General features: G+C 70.8%; 20 protein-coding genes. 9 read left to right on the forward strand and 11 right to left on the reverse strand.

Annotated features, from left to right (window positions below):
- Positions 1–34: 34 nt before the first annotated feature.
- The 3 genes from ACQPZG_RS16995 to ACQPZG_RS17005 all read left to right on the forward strand — a co-directional run bounded on the left by ACQPZG_RS16995 (position 35) and on the right by ACQPZG_RS17005 (position 5,318).
- Positions 35–1,327 carry a M18 family aminopeptidase gene (locus ACQPZG_RS16995; RefSeq protein ID WP_433546598.1) on the forward strand — a complete coding sequence of 431 codons (1,293 nt, stop codon included), beginning with the start codon at positions 35–37 and terminating at the stop codon, positions 1,325–1,327.
- 155 nt (positions 1,328–1,482) lie between these two features.
- Positions 1,483–1,701 (forward strand): DUF6458 family protein, encoded by a 219-nt coding sequence (locus tag ACQPZG_RS17000; RefSeq protein ID WP_433546599.1) that lies wholly within the window; start codon positions 1,483–1,485, stop codon positions 1,699–1,701.
- Positions 1,702–1,850: 149 nt separating this feature from the next.
- On the forward strand, positions 1,851–5,318 hold the full coding sequence (locus tag ACQPZG_RS17005; RefSeq protein ID WP_433546600.1) for an AfsR/SARP family transcriptional regulator: 3,468 nt from the start codon (positions 1,851–1,853) through the stop codon (positions 5,316–5,318).
- Positions 5,319–5,467: 149 nt separating this feature from the next.
- Here the strand turns inward: ACQPZG_RS17005 and ACQPZG_RS17010 are convergent, their stop codons facing one another.
- From ACQPZG_RS17010 to ACQPZG_RS17030, 5 genes are all read right to left on the reverse strand, one after another.
- Positions 5,468–7,282 carry an NHL domain-containing thioredoxin family protein gene (locus ACQPZG_RS17010; protein ID WP_433546601.1) on the reverse strand — a complete coding sequence of 605 codons (1,815 nt, stop codon included), beginning with the start codon at positions 7,280–7,282 and terminating at the stop codon, positions 5,468–5,470.
- A 232-nt stretch (positions 7,283–7,514) separates the two neighbouring features.
- Entirely contained in the window at positions 7,515–8,306 is a 792-nt protein-coding gene (locus ACQPZG_RS17015; RefSeq protein WP_433546602.1) for an ABC transporter permease, read from the reverse strand.
- Positions 8,303–9,316 carry an ATP-binding cassette domain-containing protein gene (locus ACQPZG_RS17020; RefSeq protein ID WP_433546603.1) on the reverse strand — a complete coding sequence of 338 codons (1,014 nt, stop codon included), beginning with the start codon at positions 9,314–9,316 and terminating at the stop codon, positions 8,303–8,305. Before ACQPZG_RS17020 ends, ACQPZG_RS17015 begins: the two co-directional genes overlap by 4 nt.
- Before the next feature lie 496 nt (positions 9,317–9,812).
- Positions 9,813–10,652, reverse strand: coding sequence for a DUF4097 family beta strand repeat-containing protein (locus ACQPZG_RS17025; protein ID WP_433546604.1), 840 nt, complete (start codon positions 10,650–10,652; stop codon positions 9,813–9,815).
- Positions 10,653–10,733: 81 nt separating this feature from the next.
- The gene (locus tag ACQPZG_RS17030; RefSeq protein ID WP_433546605.1) at positions 10,734–11,255 is read right to left on the reverse strand and encodes a hypothetical protein; all 522 of its coding nucleotides are present in this window, start codon (positions 11,253–11,255) and stop codon (positions 10,734–10,736) included.
- 458 nt (positions 11,256–11,713) lie between these two features.
- Between ACQPZG_RS17030 and ACQPZG_RS17035 the strand changes: the two genes are divergently transcribed.
- The 3 genes from ACQPZG_RS17035 (at position 11,714) to ACQPZG_RS17045 (ending at position 13,471) form a co-directional block, all read left to right on the forward strand.
- The gene (locus ACQPZG_RS17035) at positions 11,714–12,208 is read left to right on the forward strand and encodes a GNAT family N-acetyltransferase (RefSeq protein WP_433546606.1); all 495 of its coding nucleotides are present in this window, start codon (positions 11,714–11,716) and stop codon (positions 12,206–12,208) included.
- A 116-nt stretch (positions 12,209–12,324) separates the two neighbouring features.
- Positions 12,325–12,945: an NADPH-dependent F420 reductase gene (locus ACQPZG_RS17040; protein WP_433546607.1), complete on the forward strand. Its 621-nt coding sequence runs from the start codon at positions 12,325–12,327 to the stop codon at positions 12,943–12,945.
- A 31-nt stretch (positions 12,946–12,976) separates the two neighbouring features.
- Positions 12,977–13,471: an LURP-one-related/scramblase family protein gene (locus tag ACQPZG_RS17045; RefSeq protein ID WP_433546608.1), complete on the forward strand. Its 495-nt coding sequence runs from the start codon at positions 12,977–12,979 to the stop codon at positions 13,469–13,471.
- A gap of 111 nt (positions 13,472–13,582) precedes the next feature.
- Here the strand turns inward: ACQPZG_RS17045 and ACQPZG_RS17050 are convergent, their stop codons facing one another.
- Positions 13,583–14,377, reverse strand: coding sequence for a carbon-nitrogen family hydrolase (locus ACQPZG_RS17050; protein WP_433546609.1), 795 nt, complete (start codon positions 14,375–14,377; stop codon positions 13,583–13,585).
- A gap of 190 nt (positions 14,378–14,567) precedes the next feature.
- Between ACQPZG_RS17050 and ACQPZG_RS17055 the strand changes: the two genes are divergently transcribed.
- Positions 14,568–15,398 carry a maleylpyruvate isomerase family mycothiol-dependent enzyme gene (locus tag ACQPZG_RS17055; RefSeq protein WP_433546610.1) on the forward strand — a complete coding sequence of 277 codons (831 nt, stop codon included), beginning with the start codon at positions 14,568–14,570 and terminating at the stop codon, positions 15,396–15,398.
- 29 nt (positions 15,399–15,427) lie between these two features.
- Here the strand turns inward: ACQPZG_RS17055 and ACQPZG_RS17060 are convergent, their stop codons facing one another.
- The 5 genes from ACQPZG_RS17060 to pdhA form a co-directional block, all read right to left on the reverse strand.
- Positions 15,428–16,732 carry an MFS transporter gene (locus tag ACQPZG_RS17060; RefSeq protein WP_433546611.1) on the reverse strand — a complete coding sequence of 435 codons (1,305 nt, stop codon included), beginning with the start codon at positions 16,730–16,732 and terminating at the stop codon, positions 15,428–15,430.
- Complete coding sequence (locus tag ACQPZG_RS17065; protein WP_433546612.1) at positions 16,729–17,370, reverse strand: GntR family transcriptional regulator; 642 nt, start codon at positions 17,368–17,370, stop codon at positions 16,729–16,731. Before ACQPZG_RS17065 ends, ACQPZG_RS17060 begins: the two co-directional genes overlap by 4 nt.
- 77 nt (positions 17,371–17,447) lie before the next feature.
- The gene (locus ACQPZG_RS17070; protein WP_433546613.1) at positions 17,448–18,908 is read right to left on the reverse strand and encodes a dihydrolipoamide acetyltransferase family protein; all 1,461 of its coding nucleotides are present in this window, start codon (positions 18,906–18,908) and stop codon (positions 17,448–17,450) included.
- A gap of 13 nt (positions 18,909–18,921) precedes the next feature.
- The gene (locus tag ACQPZG_RS17075; protein WP_433546614.1) at positions 18,922–19,902 is read right to left on the reverse strand and encodes an alpha-ketoacid dehydrogenase subunit beta; all 981 of its coding nucleotides are present in this window, start codon (positions 19,900–19,902) and stop codon (positions 18,922–18,924) included.
- Between the two features lie 2 nt (positions 19,903–19,904).
- Positions 19,905–21,068: a pyruvate dehydrogenase (acetyl-transferring) E1 component subunit alpha gene (gene pdhA, locus ACQPZG_RS17080; RefSeq protein ID WP_185032609.1), complete on the reverse strand. Its 1,164-nt coding sequence runs from the start codon at positions 21,066–21,068 to the stop codon at positions 19,905–19,907.
- A gap of 328 nt (positions 21,069–21,396) precedes the next feature.
- Between pdhA and ACQPZG_RS17085 the strand changes: the two genes are divergently transcribed.
- Together ACQPZG_RS17085 and ACQPZG_RS17090 are read left to right on the forward strand one after the other, a co-directional pair.
- On the forward strand, positions 21,397–22,059 hold the full coding sequence (locus tag ACQPZG_RS17085; protein ID WP_185032607.1) for a response regulator: 663 nt from the start codon (positions 21,397–21,399) through the stop codon (positions 22,057–22,059).
- A 117-nt stretch (positions 22,060–22,176) separates the two neighbouring features.
- Positions 22,177–22,596, forward strand: coding sequence for a pyridoxamine 5'-phosphate oxidase family protein (locus tag ACQPZG_RS17090; RefSeq protein ID WP_433546615.1), 420 nt, complete (start codon positions 22,177–22,179; stop codon positions 22,594–22,596).
- The last annotated feature ends 35 nt before the right edge of the window (positions 22,597–22,631 follow it).

Below are 22,631 nucleotides of genomic sequence, written 5' to 3' on the forward strand. Positions count from 1 at the left end.
ACGGCCCGGCATCACCGCTGGTTAGGCTGAACGCATGAGCAGCGCAGCCCGATTCGATCGCGGCCACACCGACGACCTGATGTCCTTCCTGATGGCCGGCCCGTCGCCGTACCACGCCGTGGCCGAAGCGGCCGCGCGGCTGGAAAAGGTCGGCTTCCGTCAGGTCGCCGAAACCGATGCCTGGGAGGGGACGACCGGCGGCAAGTACGTACTGCGCGGCGGGGCCATCGTCGCCTGGTACGTGCCCGAGGGCGCCGAGCCGCACACGCCGTTCCGCATCGTCGGCGCGCACACCGACTCCCCCAACCTGCGCGTCAAGCCCCTCCCCGACGCGGGCAACGAGGGCTGGCGGCAGGTCGCCGTCGAGGTGTACGGCGGCACGCTGCTCAACACCTGGCTCGACCGGGACCTCGGGCTCGCCGGACGGCTCACCCTGCGCGACGGCTCGCACCGGCTGGTCAACATCGACCGGGCGCTGCTGCGGGTCCCGCAGCTCGCCGTCCACCTCGACCGCTCGGTCAACGAAGGCATGAAGCTCGACAAACAGCGCCACATGCAGCCCGTCTGGGGGTTGGGCGAGGTGCACGAGGGCGACCTGATCGCGTACGTCGCCCAGGAGGCCGGCGTCGACGCCGAGGACGTGACGGGCTGGGACCTGATGCCGCACGCCGTCGAGCCCCCCTCGTACCTCGGCCGGGACGAGGAACTGCTGGCCGGCCCCAGAATGGACAACCTGATCTCCGTGCACGCGGGCGTGGCCGCGCTGGCGGCGGTGGCGAGCGGTGACGTCGAGCTGCCGTACATCCCCGTGCTGGCCGCCTTCGACCACGAGGAGAGCGGTTCGCAGTCCGACACCGGGGCCGACGGCCCGCTGCTCGGGGCCGTGCTGGAGCGTTCGGTGTTCGCCCGCGGCGGCACGTACGAGGACAAGGCACGCGCCGTCGCCGGCACGATCTGCCTGTCCTCCGACACCGGGCACGCCGTGCACCCCAACTACGCGGAGCGGCACGACCCGACGCACCACCCGCGTGCCAACGGCGGCCCCATCCTCAAGGTCAACGTCAACCAGCGGTACGCCACCGACGGTGCGGGGCGTGCGGTGTTCGCGGCGGCCTGCGAGAAGGCGGGCGTGGCGTGGCAGACCTTCGTGTCGAACAACTCGATGCCGTGCGGCACGACGATCGGACCCATCACGTCCGCCCGGCACGGCATCCAGACCGTGGACATCGGCGTCGCGATCCTCTCCATGCACAGTGCGCGCGAGCTGTGCGGGGCGGACGACCCCTACCTGCTGGCGAACGCGCTGACCGCATTCCTGGAGGGTTGATTCCGCGAGGAACCCCCTGAACCCCTCTCTCCTGGAGGGGTGAACTCCGCCTCCGCGCATGGCCGTTCCGGGCCCGGGTACCCGCGTCTCAACAGAGGTTCGATTCCTTCGGAACCGGGCCGGTCGTGCGCAATCACTTTCGGAGGCGAACTGACATGGGACTGGGCGGCTGCATCGTCCTCGTCGCGGTGGGGGCCATCCTGACCTTCGCCACGGACTGGAAAATGGAGGGCGTCAACCTCGACATGGTCGGGGTGATCATGATGCTCGTCGGCATCATCGGGATCGCCGTCTTCACGAGCGTTCTCAAACGCCGCAGGGGCATGGTCGTCCCGCCCACCGTGGTCGAGGACCGCGACCGGCGCTACGAGTGAGACAGAAGTCACCGGTCCCACGGGCGGCGCACGGGATCTCGGCGTCCGCATGACGCCTGAGGCGAAAACGGCCCCGGTAAGCTGACTCGTCGCCCCTCCGTCGGGTGCACAGAAGCGCACGGGGGCCGCAGGTCTTCGGGGAGGCGTCAGTGGAGTTCCGGCTGCTCGGAGCCGTGTCCGTCGCCACCGAGGCCGGAGAGCTGCCGCTCGGCCCGGCCAAGCGGCGCAGCGTACTGGCCGCGCTGCTGCTGCGCCCCAACACCGCCGTCCCCGTCGACCAGCTCATCGACACCATCTGGGACGAGACTCCGCCCGCCCACGCGCGCACCGTCGTCCAGGGGCACGTCTCGCGGCTGCGGGCGCTCCTGAACGACGGGGAAGCCGCCGCGTACGGCGTGGAACTCGCCACCCGGGGAAGCGCGTACGTCCTCCAGACGTCGGAGTCGCTGCTCGACGCGCACCGGTTCGAGGAACTCGTGCATCTGGCGAGGCGGCAGCGGAAACCCGCGGACGCGGTGTTGATGCTGCGCGAGGCCCTGGCCCTGTGGCGCGGCCCCGCACTCACCGGAACGGTGACCTCCGAACCCCTCCGGGCAGCCGCGCACGCGCTGGAGGAGACCCGCCTGGTAACGGTCGAGAACCTGGCCGAGGCATATGGGAAGCTCGGCGAGCACGGACGGGCGGCGGCCGTGCTGCGGACCGAGGCGGTCGCGCACCCGATGCGCGAATCCCTGGCAGCCGCCCTGATGCAGGCGCTCTACCGGGCCGGCCGCCAGTCCGACGCCCTCGACTGGTACCACCGCACCCGACGACTGCTCTCCGACGAACTGGGCGTGGACCCCGGACGCGCGCTCCAGGACGCGTACCGGGCGATCCTCCAGGGCGACGGACAGGGCGACAGGGATGCGCGAGGCGCAGGGACGAGCGGCGCGGGTGGGACGGCCGGATCCGGAATCGCGGGCGGGGCCGGGCCCGGAGCCGACGTCACGGGCGGGACCGGTTCTACGGGCAGGACCGGCTCCACCGGCGGAACGAGCGCCACCGACGGGACCGGCTCCACCGGCGGAACGAGCGCCACCGACGGGACCGGGCCCTCGTGGGGCGTCGAGTCCGATGGCATCGCTCCCGACGTACCGTCACACACTCGCACCCACAGGCGAAGTTCCCGCCCTCCTCTCACAACCACCGCGCCCGAAGCGTCCGACGTGCCCCGGCCGACCCACGCGTCCCAGGAGTCCCACGGTGTGTCCGAACGCCCCCGTCCGGCCCACGGGTCCGCTTTCCGGCCGCAAGCGGGCTCGGACGCCCCGTCCTGCTCCGCCGCCTCCACCGGCGACGAAGAACTTCCCCCGGACCCGCCCCGCACCGGCGCCTCCCGAACTGGCTCGGCGTCCGCTCCTGAGACCGAGCCGTCCGCCGCAGCGGCAGGTGGCGCGACCGGTCCGATGTCCGCGCCGGGGGCCGCCCCCGGAGCCGGGGCCAGCTCGGCCTCCGTACCCTCCGCTGCCTCCTCCCGGCCTCCACGCGAGCCCTCGCGGTCCGCGCCCCCGGCCCCGCCCCGGGACCAGTGGGCGTCCACCCCCGCGCCCACCGGTGCCGCCGCGCACGTGCCGGAGCCCGGCTTCCTCTCCCGCAGCCCGTACACGGTCCCGGAGTTGCTGCCCCGCCGCCCGCGCGGGTTCCTCGGACGACGGGACGAGCTCGACGCCGTGGGGGAGGCGGCGGCCTGGGGCGAAGCACCGGTCGTGCTCGTCACCGGGCCCGCCGGGGTCGGCAAGACCGCGCTCGCGCTGCACTGGGCGTACCGCGCCGCCGCGGCCTTCCCCGACGGTCGCCTCTATGCCGACCTGCACGGTTTCGATGCGCTCGCGAACCCCGAACCGGTGGACGTGGTACGGGAGTTCCTCGTATCCCTCGGCGTCACCGGACGCGCCGTACCGGAGACGCCGGCCGCCGCCGCGGCCCTGTACCGGCGGCTCACCGAGGACCGACGGCTGCTCGTCGTGCTCGACAACGCACACAGCTCCGAGCAAGTGCGACCGCTGCTGCCTTCGGGGGGCGACTGCGTCACCGTCGTGACCAGCAGGAACCGGCTCGACGGACTGATCGCCGCCGATCTCGCACGTCCGGTTCCGCTCTCCGTCCTGGGCCCCGAGGACGCGACGGCGCTGCTCGCCGGCGTGATCGGCCCGCGCCGCGCGGCAGCCGAACCGGAAGCGGCGAGCAGGCTGGCCGAGCTGTGCGACGGGCTGCCACTGGCCCTGCGCATCACCGCCGCACGCCTCGCCACCCACCCCGAACGGACACTGCATCAGCACGCCGCCGAACTGGCCGACGAACAGAGCCGGCTGGCGATGCTGGAGGTCGAGGACCGAGGAGTGGAGGCGGAGCTGCGCCTCAGCGTGCAGAAGTTGCGGCCCGCCGACCGGAGGACCTTCCTCAACCTGGGCGCGCACACCGGCAGGACCTTCGACAGGTACGCCGCCGGGGCCCTCGCCCGGTCCACCCCGGGCGAAGCGGGCGCCGCGCTCGACCGACTGGCCGCAGCCCACCTGGTGCAGGAGGCGGGGCCGGGCCGGTACGCCCTGCACGACCTGGTGCGCCTGTACGCACGCGCACTCGCCGAGGCCGAGGCCGAGACCGAGACCGCCACCGGAACGAGCACCGAAACAGGCTCCGGCACCCGAGGAAACGCCACCCTCCGGCTCATCGACCACTACCTGCACACCGCACTCGCCGCCAACGCCGTCGCCGAACCCGGCAGCCGCCCCTGCTGCACGATCCCGGACGACGCGCCGAAGACGCATCCTGTACAGAAGTTCGGCAGCCGGGCAGAGGTCATCGAGTGGTACGCGGCCGAACGCGAGGCACTCGCCGGAGCGATGACGGCAGCGGAGTCCGCCGACTGTCCCGAACGGGTGTGGCGGCTCGGCGTGCTCCAGTGGCCGTACGTCCTGTGGCGGGTGCGGGACGGCTGGACGCCGATGCTGGAGCAGACCCTGCGGGCGACCGTGGCGGTGGCCGACCCGGACGCCGAGTCGCGGGTGCGCGCCCTGCTCGGATGGGTCCTGCTGGAGGAGGGGAAGCCTGAAGAGGCGTACCCGCATCTGGAGTTGGCACCCGAGTTGGCGGGGCGCGCGGGGAACCCGGTGGACGAGGCGATCGGCCGGATCAACCTGTCGCTGGCGCAGCAGTCGCGCGGCGAAGCCGCCGAGGCGCGCCGGGCCTGCGTACGCGCCGCCGAGCTGGCCCGGCAGGCGGGCGACCGGCAGACGGAGATGCTCGCCCTTCAGACACTCGCCGAACACTGCCTGCGCGCCGGCGAACCGGAGGCCGCACTCCGGCACTCTCTCGACGGACTCGCCCTCGACCCGGCCGATCTCGGGCTGCTCCGCAGGGTGCTGCTCCAGACCGCGCACGGCGAGTCGCTCGCCCAGCTGGGACGGATGGCGGAGGGCGTCGAACTGCTCTCGCTGGCGGCCGAGACGGCGGAGCAGGAGGGCTTCCACGAGGGCGCCTGCCGGGCGCTGTCGGCCCTGCTGCGGCTCACGGGCGACTCCGCGGCATACGGCGATCGGCACGCACGGGCGTCGGCGGCGCTGACCACGGGACGCTGACCGGGGCCGTGCTCACGCGAGGGCTGCCGGGTCGACCGCACGTCGCGGGAGCCGACCGTCGGCCCGCGCGGTGCCCTTCCGCCCCGGGCGAGCCCACGCCCGCGTCCACGCTCCTCCGGCTCAGCCCCGTGCTCTCCCGCTCCGTCCTCTCAGCCCTCTGCGTCCATGCCTGCCAGGACCAGTGCCAGCCGGGAAGCACCGGTGTCCGTGACGCGGACCGGGACGCCCCAGTCCTGCTGGTGCATGTGACAGGCCGGGTACTCGTTCTCCGGGTCGTCGTCGCAGGACGCGGCCATCGCGGACACGTGCAGCACCCCCTCCGTGACGTCGGGGTTCAGCGTGATCTCCCGTACGAGGTCGGTGCCCGTGCCCTCGCCGGCGGCGATCAGGGCGGGCGGCGTGGCGGAGACCAGCAGCCGGGTCGACGGGCCGTAACGGGTGTCGAGCTTCTGGCCCTGCGGGGCCTGGAAGACCACGTCCAGCTTCAGCGTCCCCGGCGCGACCTCGGTCGCGGCGCGCTGCGTACGGTGCGCGACGGCCTCCACCCGGACCGCCTCCTCGGGCAGCCGGAGCCGGGTCAGCCGGTGGCGCGCCGACTCGACCACGACGAGCTCGTCCCCGTCGAGCACGGCATCGCTCGGCTCGCGCAGGTCCGTCGCCCATGTCGTCACCTCGGAGGTGGCGGGGTCGTAGCGGCGCAGGGCGTGGTTGTACGTGTCGCAGATCGCGACCGACCCGTCGGGGAGCGCGGTGACGCCCAACGGGTGCTGGAGCAGGGCCTGTCCGGCCGCTCCGTCGCGGTGGCCGAAGTCGAAGAGGCCGGTGCCGACGGCGGTGTGCACCCCGCCTTCGGCGTCCACCCAGCGCACCGCGGAGGTCTCCGAGTCGGCGACCCAGAGGCGCTCCCCGGCGGCGGCGAGCCCGGACGGCTGGGCGAACCATGCCTGGTCGGCGGGCCCGTCGACCAGACCTTCGTTGGTGGTTCCCGCAGCGACCCGTACGCGTCCCGAGTCCGGGTCGTACGCCCAGAGCTGGTGCACTCCCGCCATCGCGATCCAGACCTCGCCGCGCCACCACGCCACGTCCCACGGGGACGACAGAGACACGTCGAGGGCGGGGCCGGAGGTGGGCTCGCCCTGCCACCACTGCGTGCCGGTGCCCGCGACGACCGTGACCTCGCCGCTGTCCGGGTCGTACGTCTTGAGCTGGTGGTTCACGGTGTCCGCGACGATGACGCGGCCGTCGGGGAGGAGGGCGAGCCCCTGCGGTTCGTCGAAGTCCCCGTCGATGCGGCGCAGCACCTCCTCGCCGTCGGGCGCGAGCTCGACGAGTTGGTCGCGGGTGGTGTCGGAGACGAGAAGGTTGCCGGAACCGGGAAGGCGGAGTGCCTTGCCGGGGAAGCGGAGGTCGGTGGCGACGGGCTCCGGCTCGACGTACGGGCCGTCGCCGCGCCGCAGCGTGCCCTTCGCCTCGTGCTCGGCCTCCAACTCGGTGACCAGGCGTTCGATGGCGTGTGCGTGACCCTCACCGGCGTGCTGGGCGACGACATAGCCCTCGGGGTCGATGACGACGAGCGTCGGCCAGGCGCGTACGGCGTACTGCTTCCAGGTGGCCAGCTCGGGATCGTCGAGGACGGGGTGGTGCACCTGGTAACGCTCGACGGCGTCGATGACGGCTTGGTGCTCGGCCTCGTGAACGAACTTCGGCGAGTGCACGCCGACGATCACCGTGGTGTCGCTGTGCCGCTGCTCCAGCTCGCGGAGCTCGTCGATGACGTGCAGGCAGTTGATGCAGCAGAAGGTCCAGAAATCGAGAACAACGACCTTGCCTCGCAGGTCCGCGAGGGTCAGCTCCTTCCCGCCGGTGTTGAGCCAGCCCCCCTTGCCGATCAGCTCGGGGGCGCGGACACGGGCACGGCGGCGGGGCTCGGGCGCGGGGGTGGGCACCGGGGCAGCATCGTTCATGCTTCAAGCTTGCCATCTGGCGGTGAACTCGCGATCACGCCTGTACGAAGCGTCGGCGCGGTCGAATGTTTCACGTGAAACCGGTGCCCCCGGACGGAGCGAAGCGCTTCCGTCGGCGGCGTGCCGCGGGCGGAGGCGTTCGACGCGCAGAACCAAGGGCGTACATCCGGGGGGTGCGCTTGCGTTCCGGAGCATCGCTTCGGTCGGTTGGCTACTTCCGGTCCTTTTTGAACTACTTCGGGTCCTTGTTGAACTGCGCCATCGACCAGCGGTAGCCGAGCACCGAGAGGCCGACGCTCCAAGCGATCGCCATCCACCCGTTGTGGCCGATCTCGGTGCCGAGCAACAGGCCCCGCAGGGTCTCGATGGCGGGAGTGAACGGCTGGTACTCGGCGATCGGCTGGAACCAGCCCGGCATCGTCTCCGCGGGGATGAAGGCGCTGGAGATCAGTGGAAGCAGGATCAGCGGCATCGCCATGTTGCTCGCCGCCTCGGCGTTCGGGCTGGCCATCCCCATGCCGACCGCGATCCAGGTGAGAGCCAGGGCGAAGAGGGCGACAAGCCCGAAGGCCGCCAGCCACTCCAGGACGGTGGCGTCCACGGAACGGAAGCCGATGGCCACCGCGACCGCACCCACGAGGAGCAGGGCGGCGAGCACCTGGAGCACGCTGCCCACGACATGCCCGATGATCAGCGAGCTGCGGTGGATCGCCATCGTGCGAAAACGGGCGACGAGCCCTTCGGCCATGTCGGTGGAGACCGAGATCGCGGAGCCGATCACGGTGGAGCCGATCGTCATCATCAGGATGCCGGGAACGAGGTAGGCGATGTAGTCGGACCGGTCGGCGTTGCCTCCGCCGATGCCCGCGCTCATCACGTCCCCGAAGATGTAGACGAACAGCAGCAGCATCATGACCGGTGTGAGCAGCAGGTTCAGGGTGAGGGACGGGTAGCGCCGAGCATGCAGGAGGTTGCGGCGCAGCATCGTGGACGAGTCGCGTACAGCGAGGGACAGGACACTCATCGGGCGTTCTCCTCGGTGTGGACGGGGTGGGCGACGCCGCCGGTCAGGGCGAAGAAGACGTCGTCGAGGTCGGGGGTGTGCACGGTCAGCTCGTCGGCCTCGACGCCGGCCGCGTCCAGCAGGTCGAGGAGGGAGCGCAGCTCGCGCTGGCTGCCGTCGCTGGGGATCTGGAGTGTCAGCGCCTCGTCGTTCCTGGCGACTGCGCGCAGGGCGTCGGCGGCCGACAGGTACGCGGCCGGGTCGGTGAAGCGGAGCCTGACGTGCCCGCCCGGAACGAGGCGCTTCAGCTCTTCCGCGCTCCCCTCGGCGGCGATCTTCCCGTTGCTCAGCACCGCGATGCGGTCGGCGAGTTCGTCAGCCTCCTCCAGGTACTGGGTGGTGAGGAAGACGGTGACGCCGCCGGAGACGAGCTCACGGATGATGCCCCACATGTGGTGCCGGGAGCGGGGGTCGAGGCCGGTCGTCGGCTCGTCGAGAAAGATGACTTTCGGGTTCCCTACCAGCGTCATCGCGATGTCCAGGCGCCGTTTCATGCCGCCGGAGTAGGTGGAGGCGGGCTTCTTCGCGGCTTCGACGAGGTCGAAGCACTGGAGGAGTTCGGCGGCGACCCGGCGGCCCTCGCGCTTCGAGAGATGGTGCAGATCGGCCATGAGGAGCATGTTCTCCTCGCCGGTGATCAGGCCGTCGACGGCGGAGAACTGGCCGGTCACACCGATCGCGGCGCGCACCTTCTGCGGCTCGGCGGCGATGTCGTGGCCGGCGACCCGGGCCTGCCCGCCGTCGGCGGTGACGAGCGTGGAGAGGATCTTCACGGCGGTGGTCTTGCCGGCCCCGTTGGGCCCGAGCAGTGCGAAGACCGACCCGGCCGGGATGTTCAAACCGATCCCGTCGAGAACGGTTTTGTCGCCGTACGACTTGCGCAGACCGCTCGCGGAGATGGCGCCCGACGAGGGGTGCGGCGATGCGTGGACCGAGCGAGACTTGGATGTGGACATGACATGCGAGGGCATGGATTTCTCCGGTGGGGTGGGGAACGAGGGTAAGGGTGACAGTGCTGTGGTGGGGCGGCGACGCGAGGTGAGGAGGCGGCGGCACTGAGCGTGAGAGGCACTGCGGGCCCGGTCCGTGCGGGGCGGCGCGGGGCCCTGTTGGTGTGCGGGGCCCTGTTCGTGCGCGGGGCGGCGCGGGGCCCTGTTCGTGCGCGGGCCGAGTCCGTGTACGAGTTGAGTCCGTGCACGACGGGCGGGCGGGGTCCGTGCACGGCGGGGTGGCCCGCGGGTCGGAAGGGGCCGGGCTGCGCGGTACGGGTGCGGAGGAGGAGGTCCGGGGGCGCACGTTGCGGGGTGGACGTCCCGGGCCGGTCGGGTCGGTGCGGGGCCTGTCCATGGGCGGCGCTCGGCCGGGGTCTGAACCCGTCCGGTCTGCCGTCACACGGAGTCCTGGCCCTGGAAGCACTGCTGCACGGCGTCCCGGCGCGCGTGCTCGGTTTCTCGGTGTCCCGCTTCCTCAGGCCCGTGCGCGGCGGACGTCGACGTTGCCCCAGCGGGTACGGGCACGGATCTTGACGGTTTCCTCGGCCGCGTCCGGCGCTTCGGAGGCGGTGAGCGTGTTGCGGGCCTGGCCCTTCTCGGAACTGACGTCGAGCCAGGCAGCCGTGCCTTCGCGCACGCCGATCTCGATGGCGCCGTAGCCGGTCTCCGCTTGGACCGTGCCGCGCACGACTTCACCGACGCGCAGGGCACCGTGGGACGTGGTCGCGGTGACCGAGCCCTCGGCACGTGCGATGTCGATGTCACCGTTGGCACCGCTCACCCGCAGGTCCCCGGTCGTCGCGCCGACGTGTGTGCTGCCGTGCGAGTTCTTCAGGACGGCGGTGCCGTCGACGTGGCCGACGCGCAGGCTGCCGGAGCTGGTGGTGATCCGTGCGTTGCCCTCCACGCGGTCCACGGTGATCGAACCGTGGGAGGCGTTCAGGTCCAGCGGCCCCGTGGTGTCGAGGCGGACGTCTCCGGCCGAGGTCTTCACCCGTACCGTTCCGAGCCGGCCCTCTGCCAGGACCTGGATCCAGGAACCGGTCACGTCGATGTGCGAGTCCGCGGGAAGGGCGATCGTGATGTCGACGGCGCCGGTGGGACCGATCACGGCGCGCTGCCTGGTCTTCACGGACAGGACGCCACCCGCGTAGGAGACCTCCGTCTGTTCGGCGGCCCGGACGTTCTTCTTGTCCTGGTTCTGCGGCCGGACCTCCACGGCGGTGTCGCCGCGGTCGCTCGCGGTGAACCGGAGGGAACCGGCCCCCACGTGCGCGCTGACCGAGATCGGTTCGGGAGTGTCGTAAGAAGGCATGGCTGTCCCGTCCTCTGGAGTCGGTGATGCGTCTTCGCTGGTGAGAGGTGGTGCGGAGAGGGAGTAGCGGGCGGGGCGCGGTCAGCGCACCCAGCCCGTGATGCTCTGTCCGACGGCCTGCGTCCGCTGCGGCGTACGCGGCTGGGCGGAGCCGTCGACCGCCGCGGACACCGCGCGAACCAGCCACGCGTTGACCGACAGCCCCTCGCGGCTCGCGGCGCTCTCGGCCTGGGCCTTGAGGTGGGCGGGCAGGCGGAGGTTGATCCGCGCCGTGGCCCCGTCGTCGGCGTCCACCGGGGGCTGAGACGGGGCGGGGGGGCCCGCGATCGGCTCCCGTGCCTCCTGGAACGGTTCGGCGGCGGGCGGCGGAGTGACCACGAACTCCGGGTCGAGTCCGCGCAGGCGTACGTCGACCGATCCCGGTGCCAGCTCCAGGGTGACCTCGCCCATGGCGGCGGACAGTGCGTTGAGAAGGGTCAGCCGGGCGGCCGACTCCAGAGGGGCGGTGAGCCGTTCGGCGAGGGCGCGGGCGTCGTCACCGCCGGCGTCCGCAGCGACGGCCAGCTCGTGCCGGAGGTTGTCGACGTAGGGGGTCAAGTCCATGGCGCCATAATGGCACACCCATTGCGCCAAGGCGAGCCACTTCGGGCACCTTCTCACAAGAACGCCTCTGACCTGCGTTTCTTATCCGCGACCGGACCAACGAGCAGCCCATGTGGCGAGCAAATGACGCACCCGCAGCACCACGGCGGCACCACAATGGCACCACTCATGCCGACGGCCCGCACCCGGCCGGCCCCGCATCCGGCACGTGCCGCTGTCCGACGCCCTCCGCCTCGCTCACGCCGTCGCCCTCGCCCTCACCATGGCGCGGGCCCGGACGGATCGAGAGCGCGAACCGGGGACAAGCGCATGCCGTTCCCCACCCCTCCGGGCCGAGAAGGTTTCACGTGAAACGGTCACCTCCGGGCGTTTCACGTGAAACACGGCGAACGCTGTCTGGAGCCACGTCACTGCCCAGACGCTGGCTTGGAGCCCCCTCCCACGCCTAGCCTCCTGGCATGCCTCGACTCCAGCCATTGCGCGCCGAGCACGCCGCTGCCGTCCTCGCCTTCGAGCGGGAGAACCGGGACTTCTTCGCCGCTTCGGTACCCGACCGCGGCGATGCGTTCTTCGCCGAGTTCCGCGCCCGGCACGAAGCGCGGCTCGCCGAGCAGGCCACCGGCGCGATCGCCTTCCACCTGCTCGTCGACGAGGACGGCGAGGTGCTCGGCCGCTTCAACCTCATCGACATCGCCGACGGCGAAGCCGAGGTCGGTTACCGGCTGGCCGAGAAGGCCACCGGCCGCGGCCTCGCAACGTCCGCCGTCCTCGAACTCTGCACCCTCGCTGCCGAGTGCTACGGCGTCCACACTCTCCGCGCCGAGACCACCCTCGACAACGCGGCCTCCCGTGCGGTCCTGGCCCGCACCGGTTTCGTCCCTACGGGCACGGCGGACTTCGCCGGCCGCCCAGGACTGACGTACGTACGCCCCAGCACGACGCCCGCTCCGTAGGAACAAGAGGAGCGGTCATCAGGGGCACGGAGGTCCGGCGGAGTACGGCCAAAGGACCAGTGCGCAGGGCCGCGCGACCGATCCCCGATCCGGTTCGGCGCGCCTACGTTTCCCGTATGCGCATTGGAATTCTTGGCACAGGAAACGTAGCAAGGGCACTGGCAACGGGCTGGGCGCGAACGGGACATGAGGTAGTCCTGGGCTCTCGCGACCCGGACGCGAAGAAGGGTCTCGACCACACGGTCGTCGGCCTCTCGGAAGCCGTCGTGCACGGCGAAGTGGTCGTCAACGCGACCCCGGGGGCGGAGTCGATTCCGCTCCTCCGGCGCATCGGCGCGGACGCGCTCACGAACAAGGTGCTGCTGGACGTCGCCATCGGATTCCGGGAGGACTGGACGCTGGAACACCCGGACGCGAGCCTCGGGGAGCTGATCCAGGAAGAGTTCCCCCGGACGTACGTGGTGAAGTCGCTCTGCACGATGGACTCCACGGCGATGGGGCATCCGGCGGGGCTGGAAGGACCCAGCACCGTGTTCCTCTCCGGGGAGGACGCGGACGCGAAGAAGACCGTCGGACGGCTGCTGGAGGACCTCGGGTGGCCAGGACCGTACCGCCTCGACCTCGGTGGGATCCGGACCGCGCGCGGCCAGGAGCACTACGCGCTGTTGTTCATCGCCGTCGCCACGAGCACCGGCGACTTCGGGTTCAACATCAGGGTCGTGCCGCCGCGCGCGTGACGCGGCCATCGGGGCGGGTATCCGTCAGAGCATGAAATTCCTCGTACGCGACAAGATCTTCGGCATTGGCGACGACTACTGGATCGAGGACGAGCAAGGGCGGCACGCCTTCCTGGTCGACGGAAAGGCGCTGCGGCTGCGCGACACCCTGGAGATCAAGGATCCGAATGGGCGCGTACTGATCACGCTCAAGGCGAAGATGCTCAGCCTCCGGGACTCGATGACCATCGAGCGGGAGGGCGGAACCCTGGCGACGGTACGCAAGAAGCGGCTGTCGTTGATCCGCAACCACTACCGGGTCACGCTGAACGAAGGCACCGAGCTGGACGTCAGCGGGCGGGTTCTGGACCGGGAGTTCGCCGTGGAGTACGACGGCGAACTCCTCGCGCACATTTCGAGGAAATGGTTCCGGATGCGGGACACGTACGCGGTCAACGTCGTGCGGGAGGACGCGGACGCGCCGCTGATGATCGCCGTCGCGGTGTGCGTCATCCGCATGGCGGAGAAGGAACGGGACGAGGACTGACCCCGCCCCCGCTCGGGCGGGGGCGGGCGCGCGCGGACCGGGAGCGATGCAGCGGGCCGAGCGGTGCGGGCCGGGAAGTGCCGAGGCCCGGCGGTGCAAGCTGCGGGAGCGTCATCGGCGCGGTGGCTGGAGCCCGAGGAGGCGGTCCTTCAAGGCCGGGAACTTCTCACGGGTGTCGCCGGGAAGCGCCGGGTCCAGGTCCACGACCAGGACCTCCTCGCCCGTCCCCGCCTCCGCCAGCACTTCGCCCCATGGGTCGACGACGATGCTGTGCCCGGCCTGCTCGACGCCTCCGTTCGTGCCCGCGGTGCCGCAGGCCAGGACGTACGCCTGGTTCTCGACGGCCCGCGCACGGGCCAGCAGCGTCCAGTGCCCGCGCCGCCGCGCCGGCCAACCGGCGGGAACGGCGAAGGCGTTGGCACCCGCGTCGACCAGCCCCCGGAAGAGTTCCGGAAAGCGCAGGTCGTAACAGGTCGCCAGGCCCAGGTGCAGTCCGGACATCGGCACGGTCACCAACTCCTGGCCCGCGCCCATCAGTACGGCCTCGCCCTCGTCGAAGCCGAAGCGGTGGATCTTCCGGTACGCGGCGACCAGGGCGCCGTCGGGGGAGAAGACGAGGGAGGTGTTGTACAGGGGGCCCTCCGGGTCCCGCTCCACGATCGAGCCGGCGTGCAGCCAGACCCCGGCGTCGCGGGCTGCCTTCGCCATCACCTCGTAGGTCGAACCCTCCAGGGGTTCCGCCTCGTCGGCGAAGCCCTCGTAGGCCCAGGCACCGGTGGGCCAGAGTTCGGGCAGCACCACGAGGTCGCTGCCCTGCTGCGCCCGTACCAGCGAAGCGACCCTCTCCCGACGGGAATTGGCCGATTCGTCGTCATTTACCTCGATCTGGAGCAGAGAGGCGCGCACACTACCACCGTCCTGGCATTCGAGCCGTCAACACGGGCCTACGATCGTCACACGAAAGCACTGCCGGGGTGCCTGTCGGCAGCGTAACTTAGCGTTCGAACCCGCTACCCGGTACGTACTGCCCGCACTCAGTCCGCACACACCGTCCGCACTGCCCGCGCCGCCGCCACTGAACCGCTCAAGGGGTCCCGTGACCGTCCACCATCCCGCTCTGCAGACCTACGCCGACGCCTGGTCCCACTCCATCGAGGCGATATCCGAGCTGGTCCAGCCGCTCGTCGAGGGCGAGTGGAACCGCCGTACGCCGTGTCCGGGCTGGTCGGTGCGGGACGTCGTCTCCCATGTGATCGGCATGGAGTGCGAGATGCTGGGGGACCCCCGCCCGATCCACACGCTGCCCAGCGACCTCTTCCACATCACCTCCGACCTCGCCCGCTACATCGAGGTGCAGGTCGACGTGCGACGTCACCACACCGCTCCCGAGATGACCTCGGAGCTGGAGTACACGATCATTCGCCGCAACCGGCAGCTGCGGAACGAGACCCGCTCCCCCGACGCCCTGATCCGCTCCCCCCTCGGCGGGCAGCAGCAGACCCTCGAACTGGCCACGCAGCTGCGGGCGTTCGACGTGTGGGTGCACGAGCAGGACCTCCGCACCACCTTCCACCAGCCGGGCAACCTGGACTCGCCGGGCGCCCACGTCGCGCGCGACCTGCTGCTGGCCTCCCTGCCGAAGGTCGTCGCCAGGGACGCCGGCGCCCCGCCGAACTCCGCCGTCGTCTTCGACGTGCACGGCCCCGTCGAGTTCCTGCGCACCGTCCGCGTGGACGAGCAGGGCACCGGCACCATCGACGGCACGCCCTCGCTGGGTCCGCTCGTCACGATCGCGCTCGACTGGGAGACCTTCTACCGGCTGGCCTGCGGCCGGGTGCGGTACGGGTCGGTCGCCGACCTCGTCAAGATAGAGGGCGACGAGGAACTGGCGCGGGAGATCCTGCGGAATTTCGCCGTCACGCCATAGCCTGCGGACGCCGACGCGGGCGGGAGCCCTCACACCGGCACGTGCACGGCCTCCACGCGGCTCGCCACCAGGTGGTCCCGCTCGCGCCTGGCCGTCCGGGTGCGCAGCCGCAGGATCTGCGTCAGGCCCAGGGCCTCCAGCACGAACACCGAGGCGAAGGCGATCCGGTAGTTGTCGCCGGTGGCGTCGAGCAGTACGCCCACCGCCAGCAGCGTCGTCATCGAGGCGACGAAGCCGCCCATGTTGACGATGCCGGAGGCGGTGCCCTGCCGCTCGGGCGGGTTCGCCGGGCGCGCGAAGTCGAAGCCGATCATCGAGGCGGGTCCGCAGGCCCCGAGCACCACGCACAGCGTGACGAGCAGCCACGCCGGTACGTGCGGTGCCGGGTAGGCGATCACGGCCCCCCACAGCACGGCCGTCGCCCCCACCGTGCCGAGCGCGAGCGGCACCCGGGCCGCGTGGTGCCGGGCGATCACCTGTCCGTACACCAGGCCGATCACCATGTTGGAGAGCACGACCAGCGTCAGCAGTTCTCCGGCCGCCGCCCGCGTCATGCCCTGTGCCTGCACCAGGAACGGCATCCCCCACAGCAGCAGGAACACCATCGCCGGGAACTGGGTGGTGAAGTGCACCCACATCCCCAGGCGGGTGCCCGGCTCCCGCCAGGCCGCCGCGATCTGCTCCCGTACGAAGGCGGGTCCGGCCTTCGGCGCGGGCGGCGTCTCGTGCCCCTCGGGGTGGTCCTTCAGCAGGACGAGGGTCAGTACGAGGACGACGACGCCGGCGGCCGTGCTGCCCACGAAGGTGGTCGTCCACCCGTACCCGTTCAGCGACCGTGCGATCACCAGCGTGGAGACCAGGTTTCCCGCCATCCCGAACAGGGCCGCGACCTGCGCGATCATCGGTCCGCGCCGGGCCGGGAACCAGCGGGTGCCCAGCCGCAGCACGCTGATGAAGGTCATCGCGTCACCGCAGCCGAGCAGGGCCCGGGAGGCGAGCGCCGTGCCGTAACTGGGCGACAGTGCGAAACCGAGCTGTCCGACGGTGAACAGGACGATCCCGATGAGCAGGACCTTCTTCGTGCCCAGCCGGTCGACCAGCAGGCCGACGGGTATCTGCATGCCCGCGTACACGAGCAGCTGCAGGATCGAGAAGGTGGAGAGGGCGGAGGCGTTGACCTGGAAGCGGTCTGCGGCGTCCAGGCCGGCGACGCCCAGGCTGGTGCGGAAGGTGACGGCGACGAAGTAGACGGCGACGCCGACGCCCCACACGAGCATCGCCCTGAGCCCGCCGGGAGGATCGCCGTGCAGTACCCGGGGTGCCCGCCCGGTCATCGGCCGTCCCCCCTGACGAGCACTTTGACCCGGCTGACGTGCCGGTGCACGCAGGATGCCGCGGCGTCCGCGTCCCCCACCCTGATCGCTTCCAGGATGTCGGCGTGCTCGGTGATGTTGAGCGCGATGCGGTCCGGGTGGGCTTCCATCACGGCGACGCCCATCCGCAGCTGACGGTCGCGCATCTGGTCGTAGAGGCGGGAGAGGATCTGGTTCCCGGCGTTGCGGACGATCTCCGCGTGGAAGCGGCGGTCGGTGTCGGCGACCTCGGCCAGGTCCCCCGCGAGGGCACGCCGCTGCTGCTCGGCGAGGAGCTCTTCGAGCCGGGCGATCAGCCGGGGCGACGCGGGTACCGCCTTGCGTACGGCGAACTCCTCGACCAGCAGCCGGGTCTCGACGACGTCCGCGATCTCCTGCGCGGAGACGGCCAGTACCAGGGCGCCCTTCTTCGGGTAGAGCTTGATCAGCCCTTCCACTTCGAGGCGCAGCAGCGCTTCCCTGACCGGGGTGCGCGAGACGCCCACGGCTTCGGCGAGATGGCCCTCGGTGAGGAGTGTTCCGCCCTCGTAGCTGCGGTCGAGTACGCCCCTCTTGATGTGGTCGTAGACGCGTTCGGCGGCGGGGGGTGCGGCAGGCATGCGCACAGCATAGATACAACAGAGGTGCAAGAAGAAGACCCGTCCGCGATGCGGACGGGTCTGCCTCCTGCGGTCGGCTACGCCCAGGTGATGAGACGTTTCGGGTGCTCCAGGACCGCCGCGACATCGGCCAGCACCTTGGAGCCGAGTTCGCCGTCGACCAGGCGGTGGTCGAAGGACAACGCCAGAGTGGTGACCTGGCGGGGCTTGACCTTGCCCTTGTGGACCCAGGGCTGGAGCTTGATCGCACCGACCGCGAGGATCGCGGACTCGCCCGGGTTGATGATCGGCGTACCGGTGTCGACGCCGAAGACGCCGACGTTGGTGATGGTCACCGTGCCGCCCTGCATGGCTGCCGGCGAGGTCTTGCCCTCGCGGGCGGTGGCGACCAGATCACCGAGGGCGGACGCCAGTTCGGGCAGGGTTTTGGCGTGGGCGTCCTTGATGTTCGGGACGATCAGACCGCGCGGAGTGGCCGCGGCGATGCCCAGGTTCACGTAGCTCTTCTGCACGATCTCCTGGTTCGCCTCGTCCCAGGAGGCGTTGACGCCCGGGTTGCGCTTGATGGCGACCAGGAGCGCCTTGGCGATGAGCAGCAGCGGGTTGACCCGCAGTCCGGTCATGTCCGGGTCCTGCTTGAGGTCGGCGACCAGCTTCATCGTGCGCGTCACGTCGAGGGTGATGAACTCGGTGACGTGCGGGGCGGTGAAGGCACTGTGCACCATGGCGGCGGCGGTGGCCTTGCGGACGCCCTTGATCGGGATGCGGATCTCCCGCGCCGTGTCCTCCCGGGGGGCGGTTCCCTGGCCGTCGGCCGCTGTACGTGCGGCCGTCTCGCGCTCGGACTCCGCGCGCCCGGCCGTTTCACGTGAAACATCGTCGGCGACGGGCGCGGAGGGCGCGGGCGTCGCCGCCGCGTGCACGTCTTCGCGGGTGACGACCCCGCCGGGACCGGTCGGGGTGACCGACGCCAGATCGATGCCGAGGTCCTTGGCCAGCTTGCGCACGGGAGGCTTGGCGAGAGGACGCGTGCGCTCCTCCACGGCCGCCGGGGCCCCGTTCAGCTCGGCCTGGACGGCGGCGGAGTAGGCCGCCTTCTCCGGGGCGGGCGTGTCCGACTTGCGGGCCCGGCGCTTGGTGGAGGCCTCGGAGACGCCGTACCCGACCAGGACCGGCTGGCGCCCGGCGGGGGCGTCGTCGTCCTCGGCGGCCGGCTCGACCGCCGGGGCCGCCACCGGTTCGGGTGCGGCCGGGGCCTCGGGCGCGGCGGTGCCCGGCGCCACGTCGACGGTGATGATCGGGGTGCCGACGTCGACCGTCACACCCTCCTCGAAGCGCAGCTCGTGCACCACGCCGTCGTACGGGATGGGCAGCTCGACGGCCGCCTTGGCGGTCTCGATCTCGCACACGATCTGGCCGTCGGTGACCGTGTCGCCGGGCTGGACGTACCACTTGAGGATCTCGGCCTCGGTGAGGCCCTCGCCCACGTCGGGCAGCTTGAACTCGCGGTACCGGGTGGAAGTGTCGGTAGTCGTCATGTGGTCGGCCCCTTCAGTACGCGAGCGAGCGGTCGACGGCGTCGAGCACCCGGTCCAGACCCGGCAGGTACTCCTCCTCCAGGCGCGCCGGCGGATACGGCGCGTGGTACCCGCCCACCCTCAGCACCGGTGCCTCCAGGTGGTAGAAGCAGCGCTCGGTGATCCGGGCGGCGATCTCGGCGCCCGCACCGTAGAAGACCGGCGCCTCGTGCACGACGACCAGGCGTCGCGTCTTCTCGACGGAGGTCTGGATGGTGTCGAAGTCGATCGGGGACATCGAGCGCAGGTCCACGACCTCGACCGACTTGCCCTCGTCGGCGGCGGCGGCCGCCACCTCCATGCAGACCTTGACCATCGGCCCGTACGCGACGAGCGTGAGGTCCGTGCCCGCGCGCTCGACCCGGGCGCTGTGCAGCGGGGCGGGGATCTCGTCGAAGTCGACCTCGCCCTTGTCCCAGTAGCGCCGCTTCGGCTCGAAGAAGATCACCGGGTCGTCGCCCTGGATGGCCTGCTGCAGCATCCAGTACGCGTCGGAAGCGTGCGACGGCGAGACGATCTTCAGACCCGCGACGTGGGCGAACAGCGCCTCGGGCGACTCGCTGTGGTGCTCGACCGCGCCGATGCCGCCGCCGTACGGAATGCGGATGACGACCGGCAGCTTGATCTTGCCGAGCGAGCGGGCGTGCATCTTCGCGAGCTGCGTGACGATCTGGTCGTACGCCGGGAACACGAACCCGTCGAACTGGATCTCCACGACCGGCCGGTAGCCGCGCAGCGCCAGTCCGATGGCCGTGCCCACGATGCCGGACTCGGCGAGCGGGGTGTCGATGACCCGGCCCTCGCCGAAGTCCTTGAACAGGCCGTCGGTGACCCGGAAGACACCGCCGAGCTGACCGACGTCCTCGCCCATGACGAGGACCTTGGGGTCGGTCTCCAGGGCCTTGCGCAGGGACTCGTTGATCGCCTTGGCGATCGGAAGCTTCTTCACGGCCATGGTTACTTGCCCTCCTCGGCGAACGACGCCCGGTAGGCGGCGAACTGGGCGCGCTCCTCGTCGACGAGCGCGTGCCCGTCCGCGTAGACGTTCTCGAAGATCGCCATGGTGTCGGGGTCGGGCATCGAGCGCACCGCCTCACGGACCCGCTTTCCGAGGGCCTCGCTCTCGGCCTCCGTCTCCTCGAAGAAGGCGGCATCGGCCAGGCCCTGGTTCTCCAGGTAGGTGCGGACCCGCAGGATCGGGTCCTTCGCCTTCCACGCCTCGCGCTCCTCGTCGGCCCGGTAACGCGTCGGGTCGTCGGTGGTGGTGTGGGCGCCCATCCGGTAGGTGAACGCCTCCACCAGGGTCGGTCCCTCGCCGCGGCGGGCCCGCTCCAGGGCGGACTTGGTGACGGCCAGGCAGGCCAGGACGTCGTTGCCGTCGACGCGCACGCCGGGGAAGCCGAAGCCCTGGGCGCGCTGGTAGAGCGGCACCCGCATCTGCTTCTCGGTGGGCTCGGAGATCGCCCACTGGTTGTTCTGGCAGAAGAACACCACCGGCGCGTTGTAGACCGCCGAGAAGGTGAACGATTCGGCGACGTCGCCCTGGGAGGACGCCCCGTCGCCGAAGTACGCGATCACGGCCGAGTCCGCGCCGTCCTTGGCGACGCCCATGGCGTAGCCGGTGGCGTGCAGGGTCTGCGAGCCGATGACGATCGTGTACAGGTGGAAGTTGTTGCTGTTCGGGTCCCAGCCGCCGTGGTTGACGCCGCGGAACATGCCCAGCAGGTTCGTCGGGTCCACGCCGCGGCACCAGGCCACGCCGTGTTCGCGGTACGTCGGGAAGACGTAGTCGTCGTCTCGCAGGGCGCGTCCCGAGCCGATCTGCGCGGCCTCCTGGCCGAGCAACGAGGCCCACAGGCCCAGCTCGCCCTGGCGCTGGAGCGAGGTCGCCTCGGCGTCGAAGCGGCGGGTGAGGACCATGTCCCGGTACAGCCCGCGCAGCTCGTCGGCGGTCAGGTCGATCTCGTAGTCCGGGTGCGTGACCCGCTCGCCCTCGGGCGTCAGCAGCTGGACCAGCTGCGGCTCGTCGGGGGCCTGCGGCGTCTTCTTGGCGCTGGCGCGCTTGGTGCCTGCTCCGCTGCTGCGGCGCGGTTTACGCGCGGCAGTGCTTTCCACGGTCACGTGCGTGCTCCTCCGTCGGTCCGGCCCCCGGGGTCTGCCGGGATGACCAGTGCGGCTCGCCCTGTGCCCGTACCCGCGCACGGGGTGGGTGCGGCTCGGCCGGGACAGGGCGTGACAGGTGCCCCGGCGAGCGCCCTGTCAAAAGCACGTTACCCAGTGCTTCGCATAACTGCGAAACCCCGTTTGACCTGCGATTTTGCTTGGATTTCCAAGTAAATCGAGAAAAGGGGGAACAATCACTGGTCAGAGCCTTGCGGGCCGCCGGAACAGGGGAACGTTATCCCGGTCACCTCGGGCACGGGAAGAGTTCGTGTGTGAGGATGGCGCCGTGCGCGAAACAGGCAAAATTACCGTTTTCCTTCTTGATGACCACGAAGTCGTCAGGCGTGGCGTCCACGAATTGCTCTCCGTCGAGGACGACATCGAAGTCGTCGGAGAAGCCGGAACAGCAGCAGATGCCCTGGTCAGGATCCCTGCGACCCGGCCCGACGTGGCGGTGCTCGACGTCCGGCTGCCCGACGGCAGCGGTGTGGAGGTCTGCCGCGAAGTCCGTTCGCAGAACGAGGACATCAAATGCCTGATGCTCACGTCCTTCGCGGACGACGAGGCCCTTTTCGATGCGATCATGGCCGGTGCGTCCGGCTATGTCCTCAAGGCGATCCGCGGCAGTGAACTCCTCTCGGCCGTGCGGGACGTGGCGGCGGGCAAATCCCTCCTCGACCCGGTGGCCACCGCTCGCGTCCTGGAGCGCCTGCGGGCCGGCAACAACGCCAAGGGCGACCAGCGGCTCGCCAACCTCACCGAGCAGGAACGCAAGATCCTCGACCTGATCGGCGAGGGCCTCACCAACCGGGTGATCGGCGAGCGGCTGCACCTCGCCGAGAAGACGATCAAGAACTACGTATCCAGCCTGCTCTCCAAGCTCGGCATGGAAAGACGCTCGCAGGCCGCCGCCTACGTCGCCCGGATGCAGGCGGAAGAACGTCGCTGACCAGCCGTTTCGCGTGCGCAGCCGTCCGCATCGCACTCGCCTGATCGGGCGCTTTGTGACCCATCTCGGGACCTAGGTCTCTTTTGGCGCGCCCCGTGGATGGCGCAGAGTGAACGCATGCCCCACACCAACAGGCTCCGTGCCATCGAGCTGCTGACCTCCGTCCCGTACGGCAGGGTCGCCACCAGCATGCGCGCGCTGCCGTTCCTGGCGGTGGCACGCCATGTCGTCACCGACGGCACGCTCCTGCTGTGCATGCACGCCGGGTACGGGTACCACGAGGCGTGCAACGGCAGTGTGGTCGCCTACGAGGCCGACAACTTCAACTCCGGTGCGAGCGTGCTGTGGTCCGTGCAGGCCACGGGGGAGGCACGGATCGTCGAGCCGACCGCCGCCGAGCGGGAGCTCTTCGGGCCGGGCCCCGCCCTGATCGAGGGGCGGCCGTTCGAGCCCGTGCACATGCGGATCGATCCGCAGTTCTACCTGGTGCACTCCATGGAGGGCTCCGTACGACGACAGCTCCAGCACACGGTGTGACACCGCGCTGTCCCCGGTGATCTAACATCTGCCGG

This window comes from Streptomyces sp. CA-294286, from assembly GCF_050947155.1.
Taxonomy (GTDB): Bacteria; Actinomycetota; Actinomycetes; order Streptomycetales; family Streptomycetaceae; genus Streptomyces.